Below are 24,706 nucleotides of genomic sequence, written 5' to 3'. Positions count from 1 at the left end.
GGTCGTCTTGCAGCAGGCAGATAACGTTCCGTCCCGATCCGCTGGGGATGGATCGGGGGATGGATCGGGGTCCGGCGCCGCGCGCCGGGAGGGCGAGGGGCCTCGCGACAATTTATGCAATCGAAAGGCCACCCTATGTCCATGACAGAATCCCGGGTCTGCGTGATCATCGCGGCGCGCAACGCGGCCCGGACCATTCCCGCAGCCATCGCCTCGGCGCTGCGCGAGCCGGAGGTGGCGGAAGTCGTTGTCGTCGACGACGCCTCCACCGACGACACCGCAAAAGTGGCCAGCGCTGCCGACGATGGCAGCGGTCGGCTTTCGGTCATCCGGCTCGACGTCAATCGCGGCCCGTCCTTCGCTCGCAATGCCGCCATTGCCGGGTCGAAATCGCCTTTCATCAGCATTCTCGACGCCGACGATTTCTTCCTTCAGGGACGGTTTCGCCAGCTGTTTGCCAGCACCGACTGGGATTTCGCCGCCGACAACATCATGCTGATCCGTGACGATACGGCGACCGACGTCTCTAAGATCGTCGCCCCGTCCTTTTCGGCGGACCCGGAATTCCTCGACTTCGAGCGGTTCATCGAGGGCAACATCTCCAGACGGCGTGTCCAGCGCGGCGAACTCGGCTTTCTCAAGCCGGTGATATCAAGAGCTTTCCTCGACAGGCATGGGCTGCGTTACGACGAGAACCTGCGTCTCGGCGAAGATTATGAACTGTACGCCCGCGCCTTTGCCCTTGGCGCACGCTTCAAGGTCATCCGTTCCTGCGGCTATGGCGCGATCGTGCGCGCCGATTCGCTGAGCGGGCGCCACAAGACACAGGATCTGAAGCGCCTCGCCGATGCGGATCTGGCACTGCTCAAGATCGACAGCCTGCCGGAAGGCTCCAAGGCCCTGCTGCGCAAGCACGAGCGGCATGTGCGTGACAAATACCGGCTGCGCAATTTTCTCGATGTGAAGGCCGAGCGCGGCATGGCGTCTGCCGCCGCCTACGCGCTGGCCAGCCAGTCGAATCTCATTCCCATCGTTGTCGGCGTGGCCGCCGACAAGCTCGATGCGTTGTTTCGCCACGCCGGTCTGCCCCCGCGGCAGCAGCCGGTGCCGCCCTTGCGCTTCCTCATGGCCGGTACCAGCACGGCGGCGCAAAAGTAGGCTCCGCCAGGTCCGGGACGGCGGCCGCAAGGCTGAAAAAATTGCCTTTCTGAAACTCGGAGGTTGCCTACACGCCCCGACAATGGCACTGTATGTTGCGGTGCAGCAATTTTGGAAGGCCAACCGGATGGCTTCAATTTTCGGCTTCAGGTCCAGGGACCCAGCGCGCGACAAGCAGACCGATCTGGCGCGTTTCGACCGTCTGGCAAAGCTGTTGGATCAGATCACGGCCGAGATTGCGGCCGAGAAGACCGGGCTGGAGGCCCGCTACCGGTCGAAGTCCACCAACGCGGCCTTCCTGGTCGAGTCGATGGAGAACGGCTCGGCGTCGGCAAGCAAGCTGTCGGAAGTCGGCGAGTTGACGAAGTCCATCCTGAACTGCGAACAGCGCATCGCCGAGCTGGTGCGCCAGACGAGCCGGATGAAGGAACTGCGTCATTCGCTCGACGCGATCGTCGGCGAGGATGGCCAGGGTTCTGATTCGCACGGCGAATATGTCAAACCCGCAGGTCGCTTCGGCTGAACACGGTCACACGAGACACAGAAGAGAAAGTTCGGGGACGGAGGATCGGGATCGGCCCGTTAGCAATGTGGGCCAATCGGTGACTTTGGGTTGGGGCGGAACAGCACAAAGGTGAATTGATATGAACGCAGATCCGAAGACGACGCCCATGGCGGCAATCGATGCCATGATTTCCGCGCGGCCAAATCGGCCAATGCGTCTTGTATTCCCAACGCGTCTTCTATCCGTTGGTGCGCTTCTGTTGGCGGCAGCCGCAGCTCTGCTCGGCGCCGCGCACCCCTCCCGCGCCCAGGACGCCTCCCCGGAGATGCAAAGCGCACCGTCCTTCGTCGACGATTTCAAGAGTTTCGATCGTTCGCGCTGGTATGTCTCCGACGGCTGGTCGAACGGCAATCACCAGAACTGCACCTGGTCGAAAAGCCTGGTAAAAGTTTCCGACAACATGCTGACGCTCGGCTTCGAAAAGCGCAAACTGAAGGACCGCGAGTTCGCCTGCGCCGAGATCCAGACCAAGCAGCGCTTCGGCTATGGGACCTATGAAGCACGGATGAAGACCGACACCGGATCCGGTCTCAACGCCGCTTTCTTCACCTATATCGGCCCTGCCGACAAACAGCCCTGGTATGAGATCGACTTCGAGGTGCTGACCAAGGATACATCCAAGGTGCAGGTCAACAGCTACATCGCCGGCAAACCCAAAAACGAGAAGCTGGCCGAGGTCGAAGGCGGCGCCGACAAGGGCTTCAACGACTATGCTTTTATCTGGGAAAAGGACCGGCTGCGCTGGTACGTCAACGGCAAGCTGGTCCAGGAAGTGACCAATCCCGAGCAATTGCCGACCCACTCGCAGAAGATATTCTTCAGCCTCTGGGGCAGCGACACGCTGAATAACTGGATGGGCGCCTTTTCGGACCCCGGCCGCCAGGTGACGATGCAGGTGCAGCGCGTCGCCTTCACCGCACTCGGCCAGCCGTGCCAGTTTCCGGAATCGTTGGCATGCAGTGTAAGCAGCATAAAGTAATCTGAACCGGCCCGGCCATATAAGGCCAAAGGGCGTGAACAGGAATTAACCCGAATGAATTTGACGGTCTTTGGAATTGGCTATGTCGGTCTCGTGCAGGCCGCGGTGCTGGCTGAGGTCGGGCACCAGGTGGTGTGCGTCGATGTCGATGAAAAGAAGGTCGAGCGGCTCAACCAGGGCCTGGTGCCGATTTTCGAACCGGGACTGGAGGCCCTGGTCAAGGAGAACCACACCGCCGGCCGCATCAAATTCACCACCGATGCCGCCGCCGGCGTCAAGCATGGCGAGATCCAGATGATTGCGGTCGGCACGCCACCCGGCGAAGATGGTTCGGCCGACCTCAAATATGTGCTGGCGGTGGCCGAGACCATCGGCCGCGAGATGGACAGTCCCAAGATCGTCGTCGGCAAGTCGACCGTGCCGGTCGGCACCTGCGAAAAGGTGAAGGCCAAAATCGTCGCGACGCTGAAGGCGCGCGGGCGCCAGGACCTGGCTTTCGACGTCGCTTCCAATCCTGAGTTCCTCAAGGAGGGTTCCGCCGTCGCCGACTGCATGAAGCCCGACCGCATCATCGTCGGCACCAACAGCGAGGACACCGAGGCGGTGATGCGCGAGCTCTACGCGCCGTTCAACCGCAACCACGAGAAGATGATCGTGATGGACGTGCGCAGCGCCGAATTCACGAAGTACGCCGCCAACTGCATGCTGGCGACCAAGATCTCCTTCATGAACGAAATGGCCAACCTGGCCGAGCAGCTCGGCGCCGACATCGAGGAGGTGCGCAAGGGCATCGGCTCGGATCCGCGCATCGGCTATCACTTCATCTATCCCGGCCTCGGCTATGGCGGTTCGTGCTTTCCCAAGGATGTCCGCGCGCTGATCAAGACCGCCGAAGGCGTCAAGTTCGACGCCAAGCTGCTGCGCGCCGTGGAGGAGCGCAACAATGCGCAGAAATCGGTGCTGTTCGACAAGGTGCACCGTTATTTCAAGGGCAGTCTCAAGGGCAAGACCTTCGCGCTCTGGGGCCTCGCCTTCAAGCCCAACACCGACGACATGCGCGAGGCGCCGGCGCGCGTCCTGATGGAGGCGCTGTGGCAGGCCGGCGCCAATGTGCAGGCCTACGATCCCGAGGCGATGCAGGAATGCCAAGCCATCTACGGCCTGCGCGACGACCTTTTGTTGTGCGGCACCAAGGAGGCGGCACTGCGCGGCGCCGACGCGTTGCTGATCGCCACCGAATGGAAGAGTTTCCGCGCCCCGTCCTTCGACGCGGTGAAGGATGCCCTGACCACGCCGGTCATCTTCGATGGCCGTAACCTCTATGATCCCAAGGTCATCGCCCGTCACGGCATCGAGTATTTCTCGATCGGCAGGATGGCGGCGTGAAGGCAGGGCGGCACAACGCGGAGCCAGGTTCATGAAAGTTCTGTTTGCAGGCGGCACCGGCTACACGCCGCAATTCAGCGGGGGCGTCCAGTCGAGCACCCACCACCTGGTCGAGCAATTGCGCGAAAACGGTCACGAGGCATCCGTTCTGGCAGCGCTGTTCGGCGACGGCATGTTCGGCTTCAGGGCGCGCGCCAAGATGAAGCTCCTTCGTCAGCGCGCGGTCATCGACAATTTCCCGGGCTATCCGGTTGTACGGGCGTGGTTCCCCTGGGAAGCGGCCGACTTCGCCGTCAAAAAGTTGAGGCCGGATGTCGCGGTCGTGCAGTGCCACAATTCGGTGCCGATCGGCAGAGAGCTGCAGAGGCTTGGCGTGCCGCTGACCGTCTATCTGAGGAATGTCGAATTCGACGAATTGGCCGGCGATCTGCGTGAGCTCCATTCGGCGGTCTATATCGCCAACTCCGAGTTCACCGCGCGCGCCTATAAGGCAAAATTCGATATCGATTCGACGGTTATTCCGCCGACCATCAATCCCGCGTTCTACAGCACACCGACGACCGGTGAATTTGTCACGCTCATCAATCCGTATGAGGAAAAAGGCTTCGATCTTGCGGTGCGCATTGCCGCCGCCTGTCCCGAGATCCCGTTCCTGTTCGTCGAAAGCTGGAAGCTCGACGACGATCATCGAGCCCGGATCGAAGCAACAATCTCTCCCCTCCAGAACGTCAAGCTTGAAAGCCGCACCAGCGACATGAAGACGGTCTACGGCCGCACGAAAATCCTGCTTGCGCCCAGCAAATGGGAAGAAGCCTGGGGCCGGGTGGCCTCGGAAGCGCATTGTAGTGGCATTCCCGTGGTCGGCTCGCGGCGCGGCGGTCTGCCGGAAGCGATCGGCGCCGGCGGCGCGGTACTGGACTACGACGCACCGCTCGCCGACTGGGTCGCAACGGTCAGGCGGCTGTGGAGCGACGAGGCCGAGTACAAGCGGCTGTCAGCGACAGCACGTCAGTTTTCGGAGCGGCGGCAAATGAACCCCGACAGCCAGTTCGCAACGTTCATGGGCGTTCTCGACCGCGCAAGACGTGTCGGTTTGGAGCGCGCAGCCTAAAGGCGTCGTGTTGCAGTTCAGCTGAGACGCTGCACGACCGTGGTCGCGCAAAGTTCCCGTTAGCCAGGTCCAGACGTCGTGCGCCCGTCCGGATCACTTTTAATTGCTGCAGTGCAATATTTTGTGGCACTGCAGCAATCAACGTGTATTCTGCCTGTCTACATTAGGGCTTGTGCGATATGGACCGCTTGGTCCGAGCAAGCCCCAACCTTATGGGCGGGTCATGCGCGTGGGCTTTGTCGTCGGCGAATTCCCTCTGCTTTCGGAAACCTTCGTCGTGGACCAGATGGCTGGGCTGCTGGCGCGGGGCTTTCAGGTCGAAGTGGTCTGCGAAAAGATGCAAGGTGACCACCGAATTGACCGGCAAAGCGAGCCGATGGCGACGCTGCTCGCCAGAACCCGACATTGGTGGCGATGGGCCGCTGTAATCAGCAAATTTGTACAGCGTCTGCCGCCGCGTCTGCGATACAAGGCCTCGACCGTTCTCGACATCGCCTTTGCACGCCGCCTGAACCGCTGCGACGTGATTGTCGCCCACTTCGGACAGAACGGCGAGAGAGCAGCCGCACTGAAGAAATGGAAGGTGCTCAAACCACCGATCATAACCATCTTTCACGGCGCGGACGTGGCGATCCCGGCGCGGCAGGCAGTGCTCGCGACACAATATGCCGGGCTGATCAAGCATGGGACCCTGAACCTGCCCGTCAACGATTACTTCCGCACGATGCTGCTGGAAGCCGGCCTGTCGCAGGCGAGCACGACGGTCCACCATATGGGAATTGACGCCCGCGAAATCGGCTATCGCTGGGAATCGTGGGAAGGCACCCAACTGGTCGTGACGACGGTTTGCCGCCTGGTCGAAAAGAAAGGCGTCGAGTTCGCCTTGCGAGCCTTGGCCTCCCTCAACGCCTCCCAGCCGCAGCTAGACTGGCGTTACGACATTGTTGGCGACGGTCCTCTGCGGATGAATCTGGAGAAGCTGGCCGTAGAGCTGGGCTTGGCTGGTCGCGTAACGTTCCTCGGCAGCCTCCCTCACGCGGAGGTGAAAAGACTGCTTCGCATGGCCCATCTCTTTTTGCTGCCAAGTATCACTGCCAGCGACGGGGATATGGAAGGCATTCCGGTCGCGCTCATGGAGGCCATGGCCGCCGGATTGATTGCGGTCAGCACGTATCATTCGGGAATCCCGGAGCTCATCAAGGATGGGGAGACGGGGTTGCTTGCGCCCGAGCGAGATATCTCAGCGCTTGCCGGCAAGCTTGCCTGGGCCGGGGAGCACCCGACCGAATGCGAGCGTATCGCGCTTGCCGCACGCCGCAAAGTCGAGGACGACTTCAACGCAGATGTTCTGAATGAACGTTTTGCGCAGATCGTTACCCAACTGGCCACATCGAGCCCTGCGCATGAACCTGCCGGTCATGTCGGGGTTTCCGAGGGCTTGGCGGATCCTTCATCTGCCGGCTGACACTGCTGCTCTGCGTTTGATCGGCAGACACGCCAAGCCGAGGGAAATCTTGCTACACTGCACCAAAAATGTTGCAGTGCAGCAAGACCTATACTAACGTCCCTGCGGGTGGGCCAACAGCGGTAGAGTTCCATGCTGCATGTCTTGTGCCTCCGGCACCCTGTTTTCGGCCCGGCTTTTGTCAAGGGCACACCGGCTCTCCGCACGAGCGCATCCTGCCGATGAAGATTTGCTTCGTAGTCGACAAGTTCCCCTCATTGTCCGAAACCTTTGTTCTCGACCAGATAGCCGGATGCCTTGAGCGCGGCATGGAAGTCGGCGTCGTCTGCAACGAGACGTCCTTCGGCAGGGACAGCAACATCGATGATCCGCGCTGGCAGGCGCTGCCAGGAAAGGTCGTATGCTGGTGGGGTGGCCTGGGTCGCTATCGCCCGCTGCTCAGGAAGTGGTCCGGCAGGTTCTGGGACAAGCTCTCGACCGCCATCGACATTGCTCATGCGCGAAAACTGCAGGGCGCCGACGTCATCGTTGCCCATTTCGGCAACAACGGCATGCGCGTGGCCCGCGCCATCAAGCGCGGGAGGATTTCCGCTCCCCTGGTGACGATATTTCACGGCCGTGATGTCGGCGAACCGCTGCATGACAATACGCTCGCGCGCTACAAGATTGTGTTCGAAAAGGGCGTTCTTCAACTGCCGGTGAATGCGTTTTTCCGCGATGCCTTGATTGAGGTCGGTGCATCGCCGGAGCAGGTTGTGGTTCACCATATGGGGGTGCGGCCGAGTGACATCGACTATCGGTGGCGTTCATGGGAGCAGGCTACGCTCTCTTTCATCTCGGTTTGCCGCCTGACTGAAAAGAAGGGCATCGAATATGCGCTTCGCGCGCTTGCTGGCCTGCCGCGGCGAGACTGGATCTACTCGGTGATCGGCGGCGGAGAACTTCTCGAGGAGCTGAAGGGGATCGCCGCAGAGCTCGGCATTGCCGACAGGGTGAATTTTCTTGGGCCCCGGCCGCACAGCGAAGTCAAACAGCGTCTGCGCGATGCGCATGTGTTCCTGCTGCCCAGCGTCGGCGCCCGCGATGGCGATCTGGAAGGCATTCCGGTTTCGCTGATGGAAGCGATGGCCGCCGGCCTGACGGTGGTCAGCACATATCATTCCGGGATCCCTGAACTGATCGACGATCACAAGACGGGTTTTCTCGTGGCTGAGCGGGACGTTGCGGCGCTGACCGGAAAGCTTGCCTGGATCGCCGAGAATCCGAAGCCGTGTGAAGAGATCGCTCTCGCGGCGCGCAAGAAGATCGAGGCCGAGTTCAACTCCGATCTGCTGAACCAACATTTCGTGGAAATCGCCATGCGGCTTGGCGAAACGAGGTCGCTTGCATGAACGCCAATCCGCCCCCCCAGTTCGGTCGTGTCGCCCTGCGCGGCGGGCTGGTAACCATCGGCGCCCAGGGCTTCAAGATGGCGATCCAGTTTCTCTCCGTCATCGTGCTGGCCCGTCTGCTCGTCCCCGAGGATTTCGGTCTGGTGGCTTCCGTCGGGCCGATCGTGGCCTTCGTCGGGCTGCTTCAGAATCTGGGCCTGCAGCAGGCTGTGGTTCAGCGCAAGGACATCAGCAACCAGCAGCTCAACCAGGTGTTCTGGATCAGCGCGCTCGTCGGGCTGGGTAGTGCCGTGGTAGTGGCCGGCCTGGCGCCTGCCATCGCCGCGTTCTATGGCGATCAACGTATGTCCGGCATCACCCTTGGCTCCGCCCTGCCGCTGCTTCTCGGCAGTCTCGCCGCAGTGCCGCTGGCGTTGATGAACCGGCACCTGCAGTTCGGCCAGCTCGCACTGAACGACGTGATAAGCGCCGCCGCCGGACTTCTGGCCGCCGCAATCGCGGCCTATGCGGGGTTGGGCTACTGGTCGCTGGTCATCGGCCCGGCGGTTTCGGCAGCTATCGCCTTGGCTGCCGCCTGGCTGGTGGCGCGTTGGACGCCTTTGCGGCCGGACCTGAAGGTCGATGCCGATATATTGTCGTTCGGCGCCAACCTGACCGGCTTCAACCTCGCCAACTTCTTCTCGCGCAATCTCGACAACATTCTCATCGGAAAATATTCCGGTGCGATCGAACTCGGCTATTACGACCGCGCCTACAAGCTCCTGTTGTTCCCGCTGCAGAACATCAACCAGCCGCTGACACGGGTCATGGTGCCGCTGCTCAGCCGCATTCACGATGACAAGGCCCGCTTTCGCGATATCTATGTGCGCACCAACTGGATGCTGGCGGCCGTTACCATGCCGGGCATCGCGGCGCTGACGCTGACCTCTAATCAGATCGTCGGACTTCTCTTCGGCGCGGGCTGGGCACCGGTCGCACCGATCTTTGCCTGGCTGGGCATCGCCAGCCTGGTCCAGTCCGTTTCAAGCACGACGGGATGGATATTCATCTGTCAGGGCAAGACGAAGACCATGTTCCATTGGGGCATCTATTCGTCGCTGACGACCGTCGCTGCCTTCGTCGTCGGCCTGCACTGGGGCGCCGTCGGCGTTGCCGCGGCCTATGCCATCAGCGGTTACGTGCTGCGCGTTCCCGTGCTGGCGCTACTGGTCCATCGCGTCGGTCCGGTGACCGCCGCCGACTTCCTGCTCATGCAGGGGCTTTTCATCGCCTCGTCCCTGCTTGCCTGGTTCCTGTACCTGTGGTTGCCGGCGTCTCTAACGGGCCAGTCAGACCTGCTCGCGGTCTTTTTGGCGCTTGCCCTCAACTACGGCATCGGTCTCGTTTTCATGCTTGCCGTCCCGCAGTCGCGACGCGCCTTGTTCACCACCCTGTCCAACGCCGCGCGCAATATCCGCTGAGCGGCCGGCGATCAGCGGCGCCAGCAGGTTTGTGGCCGACATTGCCGAAGCATGTTCTTCGAGCACGGCCTGAAGGCTTGTCTTGCGATAGCGGTCGAGATTTCCCGCAAACCGGCCGAGCTTTTCGCGCGCCTCTTCGGGCGTCACGGTGTCGATGTCGAGCAGCACATCGTCGACACCGATTCGCTTGGCCACTTCCTTGGTTTTGAACTCGTAGGCGATCGGCAGCACCGGCGTGCCGACGCAAAGCGACATGATCATCATATGCATGCGCGTCGCGACGACGAAGTCGAAGCCCTTCACCAGCCCCATCAACTGGTCCGGCGTGTGGAACGAAGCGTCCACTGTCACGTGGCTGGCGATCTCAGGATCGAGCTCGGCAACGATGGCCTGTGCGGTCTTGGAATCGTCATGGGCATATTCCGGCACGCCCTGACACGTGGAGACGAAGGTCACCTCCTTGCCAAGGTCCCTGACAAGAATTGTGGCGATCTCGCGGATCGAATCCAGATAGCGGCGCATGCCGCCCTCACCGTCGCTGACGTAGTTCCAGTGGCGGACCGAAATAGCGACGCGGCCCGTCGACGCCGGCGGCTGGCTGGAAGCGAGACGCTTGCCGATCCTGTCGGTATCGGCCAAGGCGAATACGGCATCGGCCACCACGTGGCACTTTCCGAGATCCTTCACCAAGTCCCGGATATGGGTCCGCGACCGTTCGTCGCGCAACAGGATGAGCGGACTGCGGTCAAAGATCGGGCCGAGCTCCTGGCGGTTGTAACTTTTGTCGAACGGACCGAGGGATTGCGTGAAGAAGACCGGATCTTTGCCAAATACGGCATCGAGCCTGAACTGATTGAGGCGTCGTTCGAGATTGTAGTTCTCGACGAGATAGGTTCCCCCTGTGGTGACCACCATGTCCGCGTCGGCGTAGATATCGAGACCGCGCCGGTCGCGATGGCTGAAAAAATTGCCTAGCGCGCTGCTGCCAAACCAGCGCAGGGCCTGGAGAACGAGCCGATTGTAGATCGGCTTGAACCGGTCCCTCAGCCCGCTGCCATTCTTGTATCGGAACAGAGATTCCGACAGCAGCTTATGAAATTCGAGGTCGGGATAATCCGTCTTCGGATAGAGTCGTTCCGCAACCTCGGGCTGGCTGTCGAAGACGGCAAACCGCACGTCGCCTTGCACGATCGTCCTGAGAATGTGGCGGATCGCCAGCAGAATCGCCGCATCCCCGGTATTCAGGCAGACTGTGTTTTCAACGACGATCTTCATGGGATACCTCATTTCGTCAGCAGATTCCGCGGCGGGGCCTGCGGTGCCTAGGACGGGCATGGTGACCGAAAACACCAACGCCAGGACGATCCCGATGCGGCTCGCGTCACAATTCATCGCTGCATCGGGCTGGGTGACCAGTCAGAGCGGCGCTCAAGCCCGAAGGGTAACGCATCAATTTTGCAGTGCAACAAAAAACGTGCACTTATGCTACGGCGCACCAAAAATGTTGCGATGCAGCAAAAGCTGGGTTAGCATTCCCGTGGGTGGGCCAACAGCGGTCGAGTTTTCATGCTGCATGTCTTGTACCTTGTGCACGATGTTTCCGACCCGGCCGTGCGCCGGCGGATCATAATGCTCAAGGCAGGCGGCGCGCGGGTCACGTTGGCCGGCTTCCGTCGGACCACAAATGCTGTTCCCGACGTCGAGGGGCTGCAGCCGGTCGACCTCGGCGCGACGCGTGACGGCCGATTCGGCCAGCGTCTGGCGGCGGTCGCCAAGGCGGCGCTGTCGATAGGCTCGAAGCTTGCGGCGATGCCGAAGCCCGACCTCATCATCGCGCGCAATCTGGAAATGCTGGCGCTGGCCAGGCGCGCCAAGGCCGCCTTTCGCGGCGGCGTGCCGATCGTCTACGAATGCCTCGACATTCATCGCCTGGTGCTGCGCAATGACATGCTGGGCAAAGCACTGCGCACAGCGGAGCGTTATCTCGCCCGCGACGTGAAGCTTCTGGTGACGAGCTCACCGGCCTTCATCGCCAATTATTTCAAGCCGTTCGGGCAGGTCGCCGCACCGGTGGAACTGGTCGAAAACAAATACTTCGAAACCGCGCCGATCGCCTTGGATGACAGGTCAAAGGCCGAAAACCCTGCAGCACCCCCGTGGCGCATCGGCTGGTTCGGCGCGCTGCGCTGCCGCCGCTCGCTGGAGCTGCTGGCCGACTTCACGCGCCGTCAGGGCGGGCGCTTCGAGGTCGTCCTCCGGGGCCGTCCGGCACTCTCGGAATTCCCGGATTTCCATGCTTTTGTCGAGGCCGAACCCTATCTCTCCTTTCGTGGCCCCTACCGCAACCCGGAAGACATGGCCGCGATCTACGGCGAAGTGCATTTTTCCTGGGCGATCGATTTCTTCGAGGAAGGGCAGAATTCGGAATGGTTGCTGCCCAACCGCCTCTATGAGGGCTGCCGCTTCGGCGCCGTACCGATCTCGATGGGCACTACCGAGACGGGGCGCTTTCTCAACCAGCAGGACATTGGCATCCTGCTTTCCGATGCCACGCCCGAAATCCTGGAAACCGCGCTCGGCCGCATGGACCAGGAGCACTTCGGCAAGGCCAAGGCGCGTGTGCTGGCCCGCAACCCACGAACCTGGAGTTACGACCGCAGCGACTGCCGCGCCTTTGTCGACAGGCTGCGCGGCCTTGCGGTTGCCCCTGGTTCGTTCGCCACCGAGGCACTGGCCTGAAGGATGACCAATGACAAAAGTGCAGTTCATGGAAAGGCGCCGATGACGCAAACCGAAGCGCTGCCGCCAAGCCTGATCGTCATTCCGTGCCTGAATGAGGCAGCCCATATCGGCGCGTTGCTCGAGCAGCTCAGGCCGGCAGCGCTAAGGCTCGGCGCCCGCATCGTCGTTGCCGATGGCGGCAGCACCGATGGTACTTTGGCCATTGTCGAAGCGGTTGCGGCCAAGGACCCTCAGGTCGTCCTCCTGCACAACCCAAAACGTATCCAGAGCGCGGCGATCAATCTCGCCGTCGCCAGCCTCGGTGACGGCGCCGAATACCTGATCCGCATCGATGCCCATGGCGGCTATCCCGCCGATTATTGCGACCGGCTGGTCGAGGAGGCGCTCGCCACTTCAGCCGATTCGGTCGTCGTCTCGATGCTGACCAGCGGCAGCGGCGCGGTGCAGAAAGCGGTCGCGGCGGCGCAGAATTCCAAGCTCGGCACCGGCGGCTCCAAGCATCGGCACTTCTCGGCCGGCGAATGGGTGGACCATGGCCATCACGCGCTGATCCGGATCTCGGCCTTCACCGCGGTCGGCGGCTATGACGAGACCTTCAGCCACAATGAGGATGCCGAACTCGACTACCGCCTGCGCCGGGCAGGCTACCGGATCTGGATGAGCGGCAAGACGCAGATGGTCTACTATCCGCGTTCGTCGCTGAAGGGCCTGTATTTCCAATATCTCGGCTATGGCCGCGGCCGCGCCAAGAATGTGCTCAAGCACCGCATGATCCCGAAAGTTCGGCAGATGATCCCGCTGCTGGTGGCGCCGGTCGTCCTTCTCGCGGTATTTTCCTTTATCCACTGGCTGGCGGCGGTGCCGCTGCTGGTCTGGGCTTCGGTCTGTCTGGGCTACGGCGCTGTGACCGCCATCAGCCAGCGCAATCCCAACAATGTGCTGGCGGGCATTTCGGCGATGGTCATGCATTTCGGCTGGTCGCTCGGGTTTTGGCTGCAACTGCTCGGCTCGCGATCGCAGCGCGGGGTGGCATGATGGTCGCCGACAGCCGCCGAATCGACATCTGCGTCTGCACGTTCCGGCGGCCGGAACTGGCCGACACGCTGCGGTCGCTCGCTGCCATGGATATGCCTGCCGGTTTCGGCATCGGCGTCATCGTCGCCGACAATGACGACGAGCCGACCGCCGAGCCGCTGGTGACCGCGCTGGCGAGCGAATTGAAGCTCGTGGCCCGCTACCGGCACGCCCCGGCGCGCAACATCTCGGTTGCCCGCAACGCCTGTCTTGATGCCAGCACGGCCGATTTTGTCGCCTTCATCGACGACGATGAAACCGCTTCCCGGCAATGGCTGGCCGAACTGATTGCTATCGCGGAGACAAGCGGCGCCGAGGCCGTGCTCGGTCCGGTGCGGGCGCTCTACCGCTCGGATGCGCCGGACTGGATGCGCAAGGGCGATTTCCATTCGACCTTGCCGGTCTGGGTGCAGGGCGAAATCCGCACCGGCTACACCTGCAACGTCCTTTTGAGGATGAGCGCCGACAGCTTGCGCGACCGTCGTTTCAGCCTGGCGCGCGGCCAGAGCGGCGGCGAGGACACCGAATTCTTCGACCGCATGGTCAAGGCAGGCGGTCGCATCGCCTTTGCGCCGGAGGCGTGGGTCGAGGAAGTCGTGCCGCGTTCGCGAGCCGCTTTCGACTGGCTGCGCCGCCGCCGCTTCCGCTTCGGCCAGACGCACGGCCACCTCATCGGCCATGACGCAGGCGTGATACAGCGTGCGAAGGCTGTCGGCCTTGCCTCGGCCAAGGCCGCCTATTGCTTCGGCATGGCGGCGTTGACTGCGATTAGCCCGGTCCGCCGCAACCGCAGCGTGCTGCGCGGCATCATGCATGTCGGCGTCGTCAGCGGCCTGGTCGGTATCAGCGAAATTCGCCAATACGGACTGTCTTCCCCGCAGCAAGGAGGCAAGCGTGCAGCCTGACGTCTCCTTTGTCATCGCAGCCCACAATGCCGCGGCCACGCTCGACCGGGCGATCGCAAGCGCCATGGCCCAGCGCGATGTCAGCGTCGAAATCATCGTCGCCGATGACCAGTCGCGCGACAACACGCTCGACGTCGCAAGAGCCTATCCAAAAGATGTCGTCAAAGTGGTTGCGCTGCCGGCAAATCGTGGCCCTGGCGGCGCCAGGAATGCCGGCCTCGACCTCGCCACAGGCCGCTGGGTCGCGGTGCTCGATTCCGACGATGCCGTCCTGCCCGGGCGGCTCGCCGCCATGATCGCGCGAGCCGAAAGTGCGGGCGCTGTAATCGCCGTCGACAACCTCCAGGTGGTGCGCGAGGACGGCATTGCCGAAGCGACGATGTTTCCCGCCAAATATCTGGAGGGCCTGCGTGAAATCACGCTCGCCGACTACATCGCTGGCAACATCGTTTTCGAATCCACGTTCAACCTTGGCTATCTCAAGCCGATCTTCCAGCGCCGTTTCCTGATCGAAAACGGGCTTCGCTATGATGAAAGTCTGAGCATAGGCGAGGATTACATCCTGCTCGCCAACGCGCTGGCCAAGAGCGGAAAATGCGTCGTCGAGCCGACGACCGGCTATATCTACCACATCCGCACGGGCTCGATCTCGCGCGTGCTCGAGCTTCACCATATCGAGGCGATGCGCAAGGCCGACGCGGTCTTCGCCGAGACCAATTCCATGGACGCTGCTGCTGCGGCCGCCTTCGCCAAACGCGCCCGCAGCCTGCGCAAGGCGGCATCGTTCCTGTCGCTGGTCCAGCACATCAAGGCGCGTTCGCCGTTGAAAGCGATACGCACCGCGCTAAGTGATCCGGCGGCTGTCAGGCACATGTCGATGCCGATCGCCGTCCGCCTCAAAAGGGTGGCGGCGCAGTTTGCCGTCGGCGCGGAGAGGTAAGGAGGGCGAGTACATGAAGACGTTTGTTCGTGGCCTGCAACAGGCTGAAATCGATCTGCTCAGAAGGAATTTGCGATGAAGAAAATCAGGAAGGCAGTCATCCCTGTGGCGGGGCTTGGAACACGGTTCCTGCCGGCAACCAAGTCGATTCCGAAGGAGATGCTGCCCGTGGTCGACCGGCCGGTCGTCCAATATGCGGTGGACGAGGCCTTCGAAGCCGGCATCGAGCACATCGTGTTCGTCACCGGCCGCAACAAGGCTGTCATCGAGGACTACTTCGACCTGCACCCCGAACTGATTGGAACGCTCGAACAAACCGGCAAGAAGACCCAGCTGGAGGCGCTCGAAAGCATGCTGCCCGTGGCCGGCGCCACCAGCTTCATCCGCCAGCAGTCGCCACATGGTCTCGGCCATGCGGTGTGGTGCGCACGCGAAGTCATCGGCGACGAGCCCTTCGCCCTGCTGCTCCCCGATATGGTGTCGTTCGGTCGCCGAGGTTGCCTGGCTGAAACAGTCGATCTCTATCAGCAGACCGGCGGCAATGTGATCGCCGTCGAGCGCTGTGATCCCAGCGAGACCAGCAAATACGGCATCGTCGGGCGCGGCGCCGAGACAGGCAGCGGCTTCGAGGTGACGGCCATGGTCGAAAAGCCGGCGCCGGCCAATGCGCCGTCGAACTATTACATCAACGGCCGCTACATCCTGCAGCCCGAGATCTTCTCGCTGCTGGGCAACCAGCAGCGCGGCGCCGGCAACGAAATCCAGCTTACCGATGCCATGGTGCGGCTGGCGAAAAGCCAGTCTTTCTTTGCCCAGCCTTTCAATGGCCGCATGTTCGACTGCGGCTCCAAGGAAGGCTTCATAGAGGCGACCATCGCCTTCGCGCTGGCGCGCGACGACATGAAGGGACCTGTGCTGGAAATGCTGCAGGCGTTGGTGCGGTCGCATGAGCGTCAGGAAGTGGCCGCATAATGCCCATCTTTCGAGGGCATATGCGTTTGGACGATGGCGCGGCTCATGCCTGCACGCCTGGCCGCTCAGGCCCGGCGCCGGATGGCATGAAGCTTGCGTTGCATATCTTGCCCCCGATCTCCGCAGCTTCGGACGAGGTGGGACCTGACCCGTCTCGCTCCGGCGCCTGTAACCTAGAATTGGATCGAAGATGAATTATGCCAGCTTTCCTCTCGACAAGAGGATGCCATTGCCCAACCCCGATCAGGAAAAGGGTGAAGACTTCATCGACGTCGAGCGCCTGCTTGGCATGGCGGCGCGTCAGGTCAAGGTGGTGGCGGTCTGCGCCATCATCGGCCTGTTCCTGGGGTTGCTCTATCTGCAGACCACGCCCAAGCAATACATGTCGGTCGCCAGCGTGCTGATCGACGAAGGCCTGAACAAGGTCATCGACGACATCTCGGCTGCATCCGTCACCATGCAGACCGACGCCGCCCTGCTCAGCCAGATCGAAATCATCACCTCGGCGCGGCTGGCCTCGGTGGTGGTCGACAAGCTGAAACTCGACCAGAACGCAGAGTTCATGAACCCGCCGCAATCGGCGCTGGTCAAGGGCATCGGCTTCGTGCGCGGCGTGATCGGCTATTTCCGCTCAAGTTCCGCCGAGCAGATTCCCGGCATGGAAAACGTCGATGAGGCGACACGCCAGGCCATGATGCAGACGGCGCGCCACGACTATGCCGTGCTGAAGCTGCAGAGCGAGGTGCTGGCGCAGCGCAACGGCCGCTCCTATGTGCTCGCCATCGGTTACCAGTCGACCAATCCGGCGCTCGCCACCGCCATCACCAAGGCCTATGCCGACGCCTATCTCGCCGACCAGCTCAACGCCAGTTTCGACGCCACCGAACGCGCTGCGGTCTGGCTGCAGGGCCGGCTGACCGAGCTTCGTCAGAACTCACAGGCGGCCGCTATGGCGGTCGAGAAATTCAGGGCCGAGCATGGTCTGGCCGCCAACAGCGACGGCCAGCTGATCAGCGACAAGCAGATTGCCGATCTCACCGCGCAACTGATCGTCGCGCAGGCCGATACGGCGCGCGCCAGCGCCCGCTATCAGCAATACAAGACCATCGTCGAAAGCGGCTCGGACAATGCCTTCAACGATTCCGCCATCTCAAGCGATCAGCCGGCAAGCTCGGTCATTGCAACGCTCAAGACCCGCTATCTCACAGTCGCCAAGCGGCTGCAGGACGTGACGGCCAATTTCGGCGCCGACCATCCGCAGGCGGTGGCGCTGGCCAAGGAAAAGGCCGATCTGTCGACCCAGATTTTCGGCGAGTTGAAGCAACTGACCGAAAGCTATCGCAATGAATATGAAGTCGCGCTTTCACGCGAGACCTCACTGAGGCAGAAGATCGCCGACGCGGCCGGCAAGAGCTCCATCGACAACCAGAGCCAGGTCAAATTGCGCGAACTCGACCAGCAGGCGCAGGCGCTGACCACGCTCTACCAGACCTTCCTTAGCCGCTACGAGGAGGCCTCGCAGCAGCAATCCTTCCCGGTCGGCAAGGTCCGCATCATCTCGGATGCCTCAACGCCGCTTTCCGCCTCAAGCCCGCGCACCTCCAGGGTGCTGGCGCTGTCGCTGGTGCTTGGCGTGCTGCTTGGCGCCGGCTTTGGTGGCCTGAATGAGTTCAACGAGCGCTTCTTCAGGACCGGCGAGGACATTCGCGATCGCGTCGGCCTCAAATTCCTCGGCTATTTGCCGATGATCGGCGGCAGGCTCGGCAAGGACGCCGACGGCGGTGCGGCGGATGCCAAAGGCGCCAACACATTGTCGGCGGCCGAGAAACGGGCGCGCATGCGGGTCAGCGTCGATGCGCCGGCATCGATGTTCTCCGAAACGCTGCGCAACGCCAAGATCGCCTTCGACGTCGTCATGGAAGGGCAGGGCAGCCGGGTCATAGGCGTGGTCTCGGTCCTGCCCGGCGAGGGCAAGTCTACGGTCGCCGCCAATCTCGCCGGATTGCTGGCCGCCAACGGCTCGAAGACGCTTTTGATCGACGCCGATCTGCGCAATCCTGGTCTCAGCCGCAACCTCGGCATGGAGGCCGAGCAGGGGCTGATGGAGGCGGTGGTCAACGGCCAGACATGGCAGTCGGTCGGTAAGGTCGACCGCCTGACCAAGCTGGCGATCATCCCGGCCGTGCTGCGCGGCCAGTTCTCGCACACCAGCGAACTGCTGTCGTCGGCCGGCATGCGGCGCTTCATCGACAACGCCAAGGAGACGTTCAAGTACATAATCGTCGACCTGCCGCCGCTCGGCCCCGTGGTCGACGCCAAGGCGTTTGCGCCGCTGGTCGACGGCTTCGTGCTGGTTGCCGAATGGGGCCGCACGCCGCGCGCCATGGTGCGCTCGCTGCTGGAGCAGGAACCCTACGTCGCAAGCAAGGTCGTCGGCGCCGTGCTCAACAAGGTCGATCTGAAGAAGCTGCCGAAATACGGCTCCCTCGGCGGCTCGGAAAAGTTTTTCGACCGCTATTCGACCTACTATCTGGAGAAATCGGACGTGCGGGCCAAGACCGCCGCCTGAACGGAGCGCGATCCTGAAAAGGAGCGTGATCCGGAAAAGCGGATCCGGTTTTCGGAAAGGATCACGCTCAAACGAAGGAGCACGGCAGGTCAGGAAAAGATCAGCTTGCCGAACTTACCGGCGATCCTGAGCGCTGTCAGCCGTCCGCTCTGAAAGGCGCGGGTGTCGATGCCGAGCCTTCGCCCGTCAAGCCTGGGGGTATCGACCGGCGTGTGCCCATGCACCACAAAGCGGTCGAGCAGATGGGCGGCGTTGAAGAACTCGTCGCGGATGTTGAGCAGGTCCTGCTCATCCTGTGCGGCCAGGTCGATGCCCGGCCTGATACCGGCATGGACGAAAACGAATTTATCCGAACAGAGCAGCACCGGCAGGCTGCGCAGGAAGTCGATATGGCTGGCCGGAATGACTTCCTTCACGCGCCGGTCGACCGCGTCGCTCGAGGCATAGAGGCTGGCAAGCCGCGCCGGATCGACCCCATAGGAAAACAGCGTCTCGAGGCCGCCGACCGCCAGCCAGCGGTCCCGCGACAGATAGCCGTCGAGATAGTTCAACATCGCCACTTCGTGGTTTCCCGCCAGGCAGACGCGCAGGAACCCTGTTGGCGGCAGCGCCAAGAGGTGGTCGAGCACGCGCGCCGATTGCGGCCCGCGATCGATATAGTCGCCGAGCATGACGATAATCTTGCGGCCGCGAAATTGCAGCGCGTCGAGCTGGATCTTCTGCTCCAGCGACAGCAATTCCTTGTAGCAGCCATGCACGTCGCCGATCGCGTAGACGACGGTGTCGTCCATATCCATTTCCAGGCGCTCGCGCGGCGCCGGCCGGGGAGGTCTGGACCGCTGAAACAACGCCACTGGGGCCGTCAGACCCCGATGCCGCGGGCTTTGAGCGCCGCGGTGATCTCGTCAAGAATGGCGGGATCGTCGATGGTCGCCGGCATCGTCCATTCTTCCTTGTCGGCGATTTTCTGCATGGTGCCGCGCAGGATCTTGCCGGAGCGCGTCTTGGGCAGGCGCTTGATCGTCACCACGGTCTTGAAGGCCGCGACCGGGCCGATCCGTTCGCGCACCAGCCCCACCACTTCGCCTTCGATGGCGGCTGTATCGCGCGACACACCGGCATTGAGCACGACGAAGCCGAGCGGAACTTGGCCCTTCATCACATCGGCGACGCCGATGACGGCGCATTCGGCAACATCGGGGTGCGCTGAAAGCACCTCCTCCATGGCCCCGGTCGACAGCCGGTGTCCGGCGACATTGATGATGTCGTCTGTGCGCGCCATGACATAGAGGTAGCCGTCTTCGTCGATCATGCCGGCATCGGCCGTCTTGTAGAAGCCGGGAAACTCCTCGAGATAGGCCTGCCGGAAACGCTCGTCGGCATTCCACAGCGTCGGCAGGCAGCCGGCCGGCAGCGGCAGTTTCACCACCACATTGCCAAGTGTGCCGCGCGGCACTTCATGGCCGGCATCGTCGAGCACGCGAATGTCGTAGCCCGGCATCGGCACGCCGGGCGAGCCGTATTTCACCGGCAGCAGGCCGAGGCCCGCCGGGTTGATGGTCATCGGCGAGCCGGTCTCGGTCTGCCACCAATGATCGACCACCGGCACGTTGAGTTTCTGCTCCGCCCATTTGATGGTTTCCGGGTCTGCGCGTTCGCCGGCCAGGAACAGAGTGCGGAATTTCGACAGATCGTATTTCGGCACGAATTCGCCCTTGGGGTCCTGCCCCTTGATGGCGCGGAAGGCCGTCGGCGCGGTGAACAGCGCGACCACGCCGTGTTCTGCGATCACCCGCCAATAGGTGCCGGCGTCGGGTGTGCCGATCGGCTTGCCCTCGAACAGCACGCTTGTCGCACCATGCAGCAGCGGTCCGTAAACGATGTAGGAATGGCCGACCACCCAGCCGACATCGGAGGCCGCCCAGAATACTTCGCCCGGTCTGACGCCGAACTCGTTTTCCATCGTCCATTTGAGCGCGACCATGTGGCCGCCATTGTCGCGCACGATGCCCTTAGGCTGGCCGGTCGTGCCGGAGGTGTAGATGATGTAGAGCGGGTCGGTGGCGAGCACCGGAACGCAATCGACGTTGGCGCCCGCGGCGCGCTCGCGGGCAACGGCGTCGGCAAAATCGATATCGTAATGCTCCCTCAGATCGCAGCGCAGCTGGTCGCGCTGCAGGATCAGGCAGGCGTCCGGCTTGTGGCGGGACATTTCGATCGCCTTGTCGAGCAGCGGCTTGTAGGCCACGACACGTCCAGGCTCCAGGCCGCAGGACGCGGAGATGACCAGCTTTGGCTTGGCGTCGTCGATGCGGGTGGCGAGCTCGTGCGAGGCAAAGCCGCCGAACACCACCGAATGCACCGCGCCGATGCGGGCACAGGCAAGCATCGCGACCGCCGCTTCGGCCACCATCGGCATGTAGATGATGACGCGGTCGCCTTTGCGAATGCCGCGGTTCTTGAGCACCGAAGTCAGCGCTACCACTTCGCGCTTCAATTCGGCATAGGTGAATTTCTTGACCGTGCCGGTGATCGCGCTGTCGTAGATAAGTGCGATCTGGTCGGCGCGGCCGCCTGCGACATGGCGATCGAGAGCGTTGAAGCAGGTGTTGCAGCTGGCGCCGTTGAACCAGCGCCCGTAAACGCCCGCCTTGGCATCGAAGACGCTGGTCCACGGCGAATACCAGTCGATCGCCTCGGCCGCATCGGCCCAGAATTGTTCCGGGTCGCGTTTCCAGCCGTCATAGACCTCGTGGTAGCGTGACGCCATTCATCCCTCCTCGGGAAAACTCTCTATCTTGCAATAGCCTATGCGGGTTTTCCCGGCCACGTCTTTCCCCAAATGCCATGTCTTTCCCGAAATTTGGGGCTTGGCCGATCTCGCCTTGGCCATAAATTGCAGGCACCATGGCCGGGTTTGAATTCGGGGCAGGGCGCGCAATGACGGTACGATACGGGGTTGGATCTGCCGTTGGAGCAGCGCTGCTGTTGACGATCGTTTCCGCCGCCCAGGCCGGCGATGCCGCCGCGCGGCGCATCATCGGCTTTTCCCCCGACGGCAAATATTTCGCCTTCGAGCAATATGGCGAGCTCGACGCTGCCGTTTCCGGCTGGTCGCAGATCGACATCATCGACACAAGCACAGACGAGTTCGTCGGCGGCAAGCCGATCCTTGTCCTCGATGAATCGGAAGAGGCGACCACGACGGTGGAGCAGGCACGGGCGCAGGCCGCAAAGCAGGCCGCGCCAATCCTGGCCAAATACGGCATCGCCGAGCGCGGCACGCGCACGGCCTCCGACAGGTTCACCTTCCCGGACGACACGGTCGAGTACAACGACATCCCCCGCCTCGAGCAGGCCGCGCAGAAATGGCTGTCGCCGTTCTATGGCGAAACACCGATTTCGACCATCCAGCTCGATGAGATCCTTGCCGACAGCAAGGAGGATTGCTTGGCAAGCTTTGATGACGCCAAGCCAAGCGACCAGGTTCTTCCGGGCGACAAGACACTTCAAGGGGACAAGACGGGCAAGGCGCGCGGCTTCCGCCTGTCGCTGCAGGGGCAGGACGGCAAGCCGTTCAAGGTGCTGCACGAGGACAAGGCCGTGCCGGGCTCGCGCAACTGCCCGACTTCCTACAGCCTGTCGGAATCCTACGAATACACCCCGCCCGGCAGGCCGGCGGTAGTGGCGGTGCTGGTGCAGCGCTTCAGCCAGGGCTTCGAAGGACGCGACCGCCGCTTCATCGCCGTAACCGGCCAGGCACGCTAAGCCGCGGCCCGTCTTGTGGCAGGCAGAAAAAGCTCATGCGCCCGGAGAAAGCAGGGCGTTCGTGTCGGATATCAGTCTTAAAGCGGCAAGGCCGCCAGCATCAGCCCGACGCCACCCGCAATCAATATGGCGGCTGCCAACGCTTTTCGATGACGTTCGAACGCGGTCGGCGCCCGCTCCCAATTGTAACGCATACCCAATGCTCTCCCAAAACCCCGCGACTGCATAGCTTACTTTAGGTAAGAAAAGCAAGACCTTGACCCTGCGAGATAGCCGGCTTGACGGCTTGCGGCGGTGATTACCAGCTGCAATCACCGACTATTTCTGGGGTGCTTCCCTGTTTTAAGACCCGCCGTCTTCGGTTGCCTGTGTCGTGAGGATGGTGGCGTTTCCGGATTGCCACAGAACGGTCAGGCCGGCCTGTTCTCCCTCTCGTCCGCGCAATGGACAGACCCGCATCGCCACGCTATCTGCTCTCCAGGAAAATGGTGGAGGGGCTCCATGGCCCAAATCGGTTCTGAAATGGTTCTGCGGCTGGCGGACGACGCCTCGGTCCAGCATGTCGGCGATGGCGCCGTCGTGCTCTTGGCGCGCAGCGGCCAGCTTTACACCTGCAACGGCACCACCGAAGCCTTTCTCGACAAGGTGGACGGCGCCCGCAGCCTTGACCAGATCGTCGTCCTGTTGTCTGACGAGTTCGAGGTCGACAAGGGCACGCTCGACCAGGACATGGCGGCGCTGGCCGCCGAACTGGTGAGCGAAGGCATTCTCGCCGACCCGGCTCCCTGATGGTGGACGGCGTTCTCCTGCGCGCTTTGTTTCGTGTCCATTTATGGGCAAGCGCGCGGCTGATGCCGACCCTGATCGGCCGCCGCAGCTTCGAATCGGTGCTGAAATGGGCGCCGCTCAGCGCACCCACCCCTTATCGCGGCCTGTCGTCAGCCTACATCGTCGCTGCCGTCAACCGGACCGTCCGGCACCCCTGGCTGATGCGCGACCGCAGATGCCTGCGCGAGGGCCTGCTCGCCCACCGCTTCCTGCGCTTTGCCGGCTTCGATCCGGATCTGCGCTTCGGCGTCGATCCGAAGTCGATGCAGGCGCCGCGTATGTCTGCCCATTGCTGGGTCTGTCTCGATGGCCGCCCGGTGGTCTCGGACAGCCTCCCCGGCATGGTGCAGATCTATCGCCATCACGCCGATGCCGGAAAGGCGCACGCTGCTTGACCGGTCCGGCGACCACCTTCTGCTATGATCTCCAGGGCCAGGTCATCAGCATATCGGCCTCGCGGGCCGATCTCTGGCCGAGCTTCGACCTCTTGCTCGGCACGTTGCGCGTGAGCGGGCCGGTCGAGCCCGATTTCCACGTCGACATCGTCGAGACGCGGGAGTTACCGGAATCGCCTGCCGGAAAACTCGCTTTCGACGGCGAGGTGCCGGAGGACGGCCATTGCCGGCTGATCGACGGTGGCGGCACCGTTCATCTGGTCTTTCCCGGCCTGCAGACCGTCTCGATCAATGCCGATGGAGGCTGGGCCGAGATACGAGTCCATCCCGATGCCAAGGTCAAATGGACGGTGCTGATGATGGTGCTGGATGCAGCACTTGATGCCGGCGACCAGCACATGCTGCACACCGCCGGCCTGACATTGCCCGGCCGCGAGGCGCTCGTGCTGATCCATGCGCCGAGCGGCACCGGCAAGTCGACGACGTCGCTGGCGCTGGCGTCGCAAGGTTTCGGCCTGTGCTCGGATGACGCCATGATCCTCAAGGTTTTGGCCGGTGGCGGCATCACGGCCTGGGGCTTGCCGCGCAAGGTGAAGGTCCACCGCCACACCGCGGCAATGCTGCCCTTCGTGGCGCCTTGCCTTGGCGACAAATGGGACGCCAATGGCGAGCAGGCCGTCTCGCTGGAACGTCTCGCCGAGATCATCCGCATCGAGGAAACTGTCGGCAGACCGGTTGCGGCACTGTTTCATCTCGCCCGCTCGGCGGACGCGCAAACCCGGCTCGTGCCCATGACCAGGACAGACGCCATGGTGGCGCTTGCCACCGACAATGTCAGGACCGGCATGACCGGCCTTTTGCCGGCGCAGAAGCGCCGCATGGCAACCATCGCAACGCTGGTCAAAGGCGTCCCGACATTTACCCTGGAAGTCGGCGCGAACCCGGCCGAGGCGGCCCCGCTGATCCGCTCGGCGCTGGCGGCGCGGGACTAAAGCACA

The 24,706-nt window shown here is 62.6% G+C and carries 20 protein-coding genes and 1 pseudogene; 18 read left to right on the top strand and 3 right to left on the bottom strand.

All coding sequences use genetic code 11. The features are described from left to right. Positions 1-135: 135 nt before the first annotated feature. The 8 genes from X756_RS153575 to X756_RS153610 all read left to right on the top strand — a co-directional run bounded on the left by X756_RS153575 (position 136) and on the right by X756_RS153610 (position 9,515). Complete coding sequence (locus X756_RS153575) at positions 136-1,158, top strand: glycosyltransferase family 2 protein (RefSeq protein ID WP_023729642.1); 1,023 nt, start codon at positions 136-138, stop codon at positions 1,156-1,158. Positions 1,159-1,285: 127 nt separating this feature from the next. Continuing rightward, positions 1,286-1,681 (top strand): hypothetical protein, encoded by a 396-nt coding sequence (locus X756_RS153580; RefSeq protein WP_023694203.1) that lies wholly within the window; start codon positions 1,286-1,288, stop codon positions 1,679-1,681. Positions 1,682-1,802: 121 nt separating this feature from the next. Further along, positions 1,803-2,702 (top strand): family 16 glycosylhydrolase, encoded by a 900-nt coding sequence (locus X756_RS153585; RefSeq protein WP_023729641.1) that lies wholly within the window; start codon positions 1,803-1,805, stop codon positions 2,700-2,702. 54 nt (positions 2,703-2,756) lie between these two features. Continuing rightward, on the top strand, positions 2,757-4,088 hold the full coding sequence (locus X756_RS153590; protein WP_023729640.1) for a UDP-glucose/GDP-mannose dehydrogenase family protein: 1,332 nt from the start codon (positions 2,757-2,759) through the stop codon (positions 4,086-4,088). Between the two features lie 31 nt (positions 4,089-4,119). Continuing rightward, complete coding sequence (locus X756_RS153595) at positions 4,120-5,199, top strand: glycosyltransferase (RefSeq protein ID WP_023729639.1); 1,080 nt, start codon at positions 4,120-4,122, stop codon at positions 5,197-5,199. A 223-nt stretch (positions 5,200-5,422) separates the two neighbouring features. Beyond that, positions 5,423-6,664 (top strand): glycosyltransferase, encoded by a 1,242-nt coding sequence (locus tag X756_RS153600; RefSeq protein WP_023729638.1) that lies wholly within the window; start codon positions 5,423-5,425, stop codon positions 6,662-6,664. A 221-nt stretch (positions 6,665-6,885) separates the two neighbouring features. Next, positions 6,886-8,055, top strand: coding sequence for a glycosyltransferase (locus X756_RS153605; RefSeq protein ID WP_023684225.1), 1,170 nt, complete (start codon positions 6,886-6,888; stop codon positions 8,053-8,055). Then, entirely contained in the window at positions 8,052-9,515 is a 1,464-nt protein-coding gene (locus X756_RS153610) for a lipopolysaccharide biosynthesis protein (protein WP_023684224.1), read from the top strand. Before X756_RS153605 ends, X756_RS153610 begins: the two co-directional genes overlap by 4 nt. 225 nt (positions 9,516-9,740) lie before the next feature. Here X756_RS153610 and X756_RS1000000167360 read toward each other — a convergent pair. Then, positions 9,741-10,790: pseudogene (locus X756_RS1000000167360) on the bottom strand (polysaccharide pyruvyl transferase family protein); the annotation flags it as partial. 291 nt (positions 10,791-11,081) lie between these two features. On the opposite strand from X756_RS1000000167360, the gene X756_RS153615 reads away from it, so the two are divergent. The 6 genes from X756_RS153615 (at position 11,082) to X756_RS153640 (ending at position 18,717) form a co-directional block, all read left to right on the top strand. Further along, a complete protein-coding gene (locus tag X756_RS153615; protein ID WP_023729637.1) occupies positions 11,082-12,254 on the top strand; it encodes a glycosyltransferase in 1,173 nt (390 codons plus the stop codon). Between the two features lie 42 nt (positions 12,255-12,296). Beyond that, positions 12,297-13,292 carry a glycosyltransferase family 2 protein gene (locus X756_RS153620; protein ID WP_023711254.1) on the top strand — a complete coding sequence of 332 codons (996 nt, stop codon included), beginning with the start codon at positions 12,297-12,299 and terminating at the stop codon, positions 13,290-13,292. Further along, entirely contained in the window at positions 13,289-14,236 is a 948-nt protein-coding gene (locus X756_RS153625; RefSeq protein WP_023668797.1) for a glycosyltransferase family 2 protein, read from the top strand. Before X756_RS153620 ends, X756_RS153625 begins: the two co-directional genes overlap by 4 nt. Continuing rightward, positions 14,226-15,176 (top strand): glycosyltransferase family 2 protein, encoded by a 951-nt coding sequence (locus X756_RS153630; RefSeq protein ID WP_023668796.1) that lies wholly within the window; start codon positions 14,226-14,228, stop codon positions 15,174-15,176. Before X756_RS153625 ends, X756_RS153630 begins: the two co-directional genes overlap by 11 nt. A 75-nt stretch (positions 15,177-15,251) precedes the next feature. Further along, positions 15,252-16,148: a UTP--glucose-1-phosphate uridylyltransferase GalU gene (galU, locus tag X756_RS153635; RefSeq protein WP_023729636.1), complete on the top strand. Its 897-nt coding sequence runs from the start codon at positions 15,252-15,254 to the stop codon at positions 16,146-16,148. Between the two features lie 190 nt (positions 16,149-16,338). Further along, entirely contained in the window at positions 16,339-18,717 is a 2,379-nt protein-coding gene (locus X756_RS153640) for a polysaccharide biosynthesis tyrosine autokinase (RefSeq protein ID WP_023729635.1), read from the top strand. A gap of 89 nt (positions 18,718-18,806) precedes the next feature. Here the strand turns inward: X756_RS153640 and X756_RS153645 are convergent, their stop codons facing one another. Both X756_RS153645 and X756_RS153650 read right to left on the bottom strand, forming a co-directional pair. Then, the gene (locus X756_RS153645) at positions 18,807-19,508 is read right to left on the bottom strand and encodes a metallophosphoesterase family protein (protein ID WP_348529822.1); all 702 of its coding nucleotides are present in this window, start codon (positions 19,506-19,508) and stop codon (positions 18,807-18,809) included. A gap of 71 nt (positions 19,509-19,579) precedes the next feature. Beyond that, positions 19,580-21,487: a propionyl-CoA synthetase gene (locus X756_RS153650; protein ID WP_023729633.1), complete on the bottom strand. Its 1,908-nt coding sequence runs from the start codon at positions 21,485-21,487 to the stop codon at positions 19,580-19,582. 218 nt (positions 21,488-21,705) lie between these two features. On the opposite strand from X756_RS153650, the gene X756_RS153655 reads away from it, so the two are divergent. From X756_RS153655 to X756_RS153670, 4 genes are all read left to right on the top strand, one after another. Further along, positions 21,706-22,485, top strand: coding sequence for a DUF2259 domain-containing protein (locus X756_RS153655; RefSeq protein ID WP_245264497.1), 780 nt, complete (start codon positions 21,706-21,708; stop codon positions 22,483-22,485). 501 nt (positions 22,486-22,986) lie between these two features. Then, complete coding sequence (locus tag X756_RS153660) at positions 22,987-23,274, top strand: PqqD family protein (RefSeq protein WP_023684213.1); 288 nt, start codon at positions 22,987-22,989, stop codon at positions 23,272-23,274. Continuing rightward, entirely contained in the window at positions 23,274-23,708 is a 435-nt protein-coding gene (locus X756_RS153665) for a lasso peptide biosynthesis B2 protein (RefSeq protein ID WP_023668789.1), read from the top strand. The genes X756_RS153660 and X756_RS153665 overlap by 1 nt, the downstream gene beginning before the upstream one ends. Continuing rightward, on the top strand, positions 23,705-24,700 hold the full coding sequence (locus X756_RS153670; protein ID WP_023729631.1) for an HPr kinase: 996 nt from the start codon (positions 23,705-23,707) through the stop codon (positions 24,698-24,700). The genes X756_RS153665 and X756_RS153670 overlap by 4 nt, the downstream gene beginning before the upstream one ends. Positions 24,701-24,706 lie beyond the last annotated feature (6 nt).

The sequence above is a fragment of the Mesorhizobium sp. LNJC405B00 genome, from assembly GCF_000502615.1.
Lineage (GTDB): Bacteria > Pseudomonadota > Alphaproteobacteria > Rhizobiales > Rhizobiaceae > Mesorhizobium.
The sequence above is the reverse complement of the archived record's forward strand: the minus strand, read 5'-3'. Positions and strand labels throughout refer to the sequence as shown.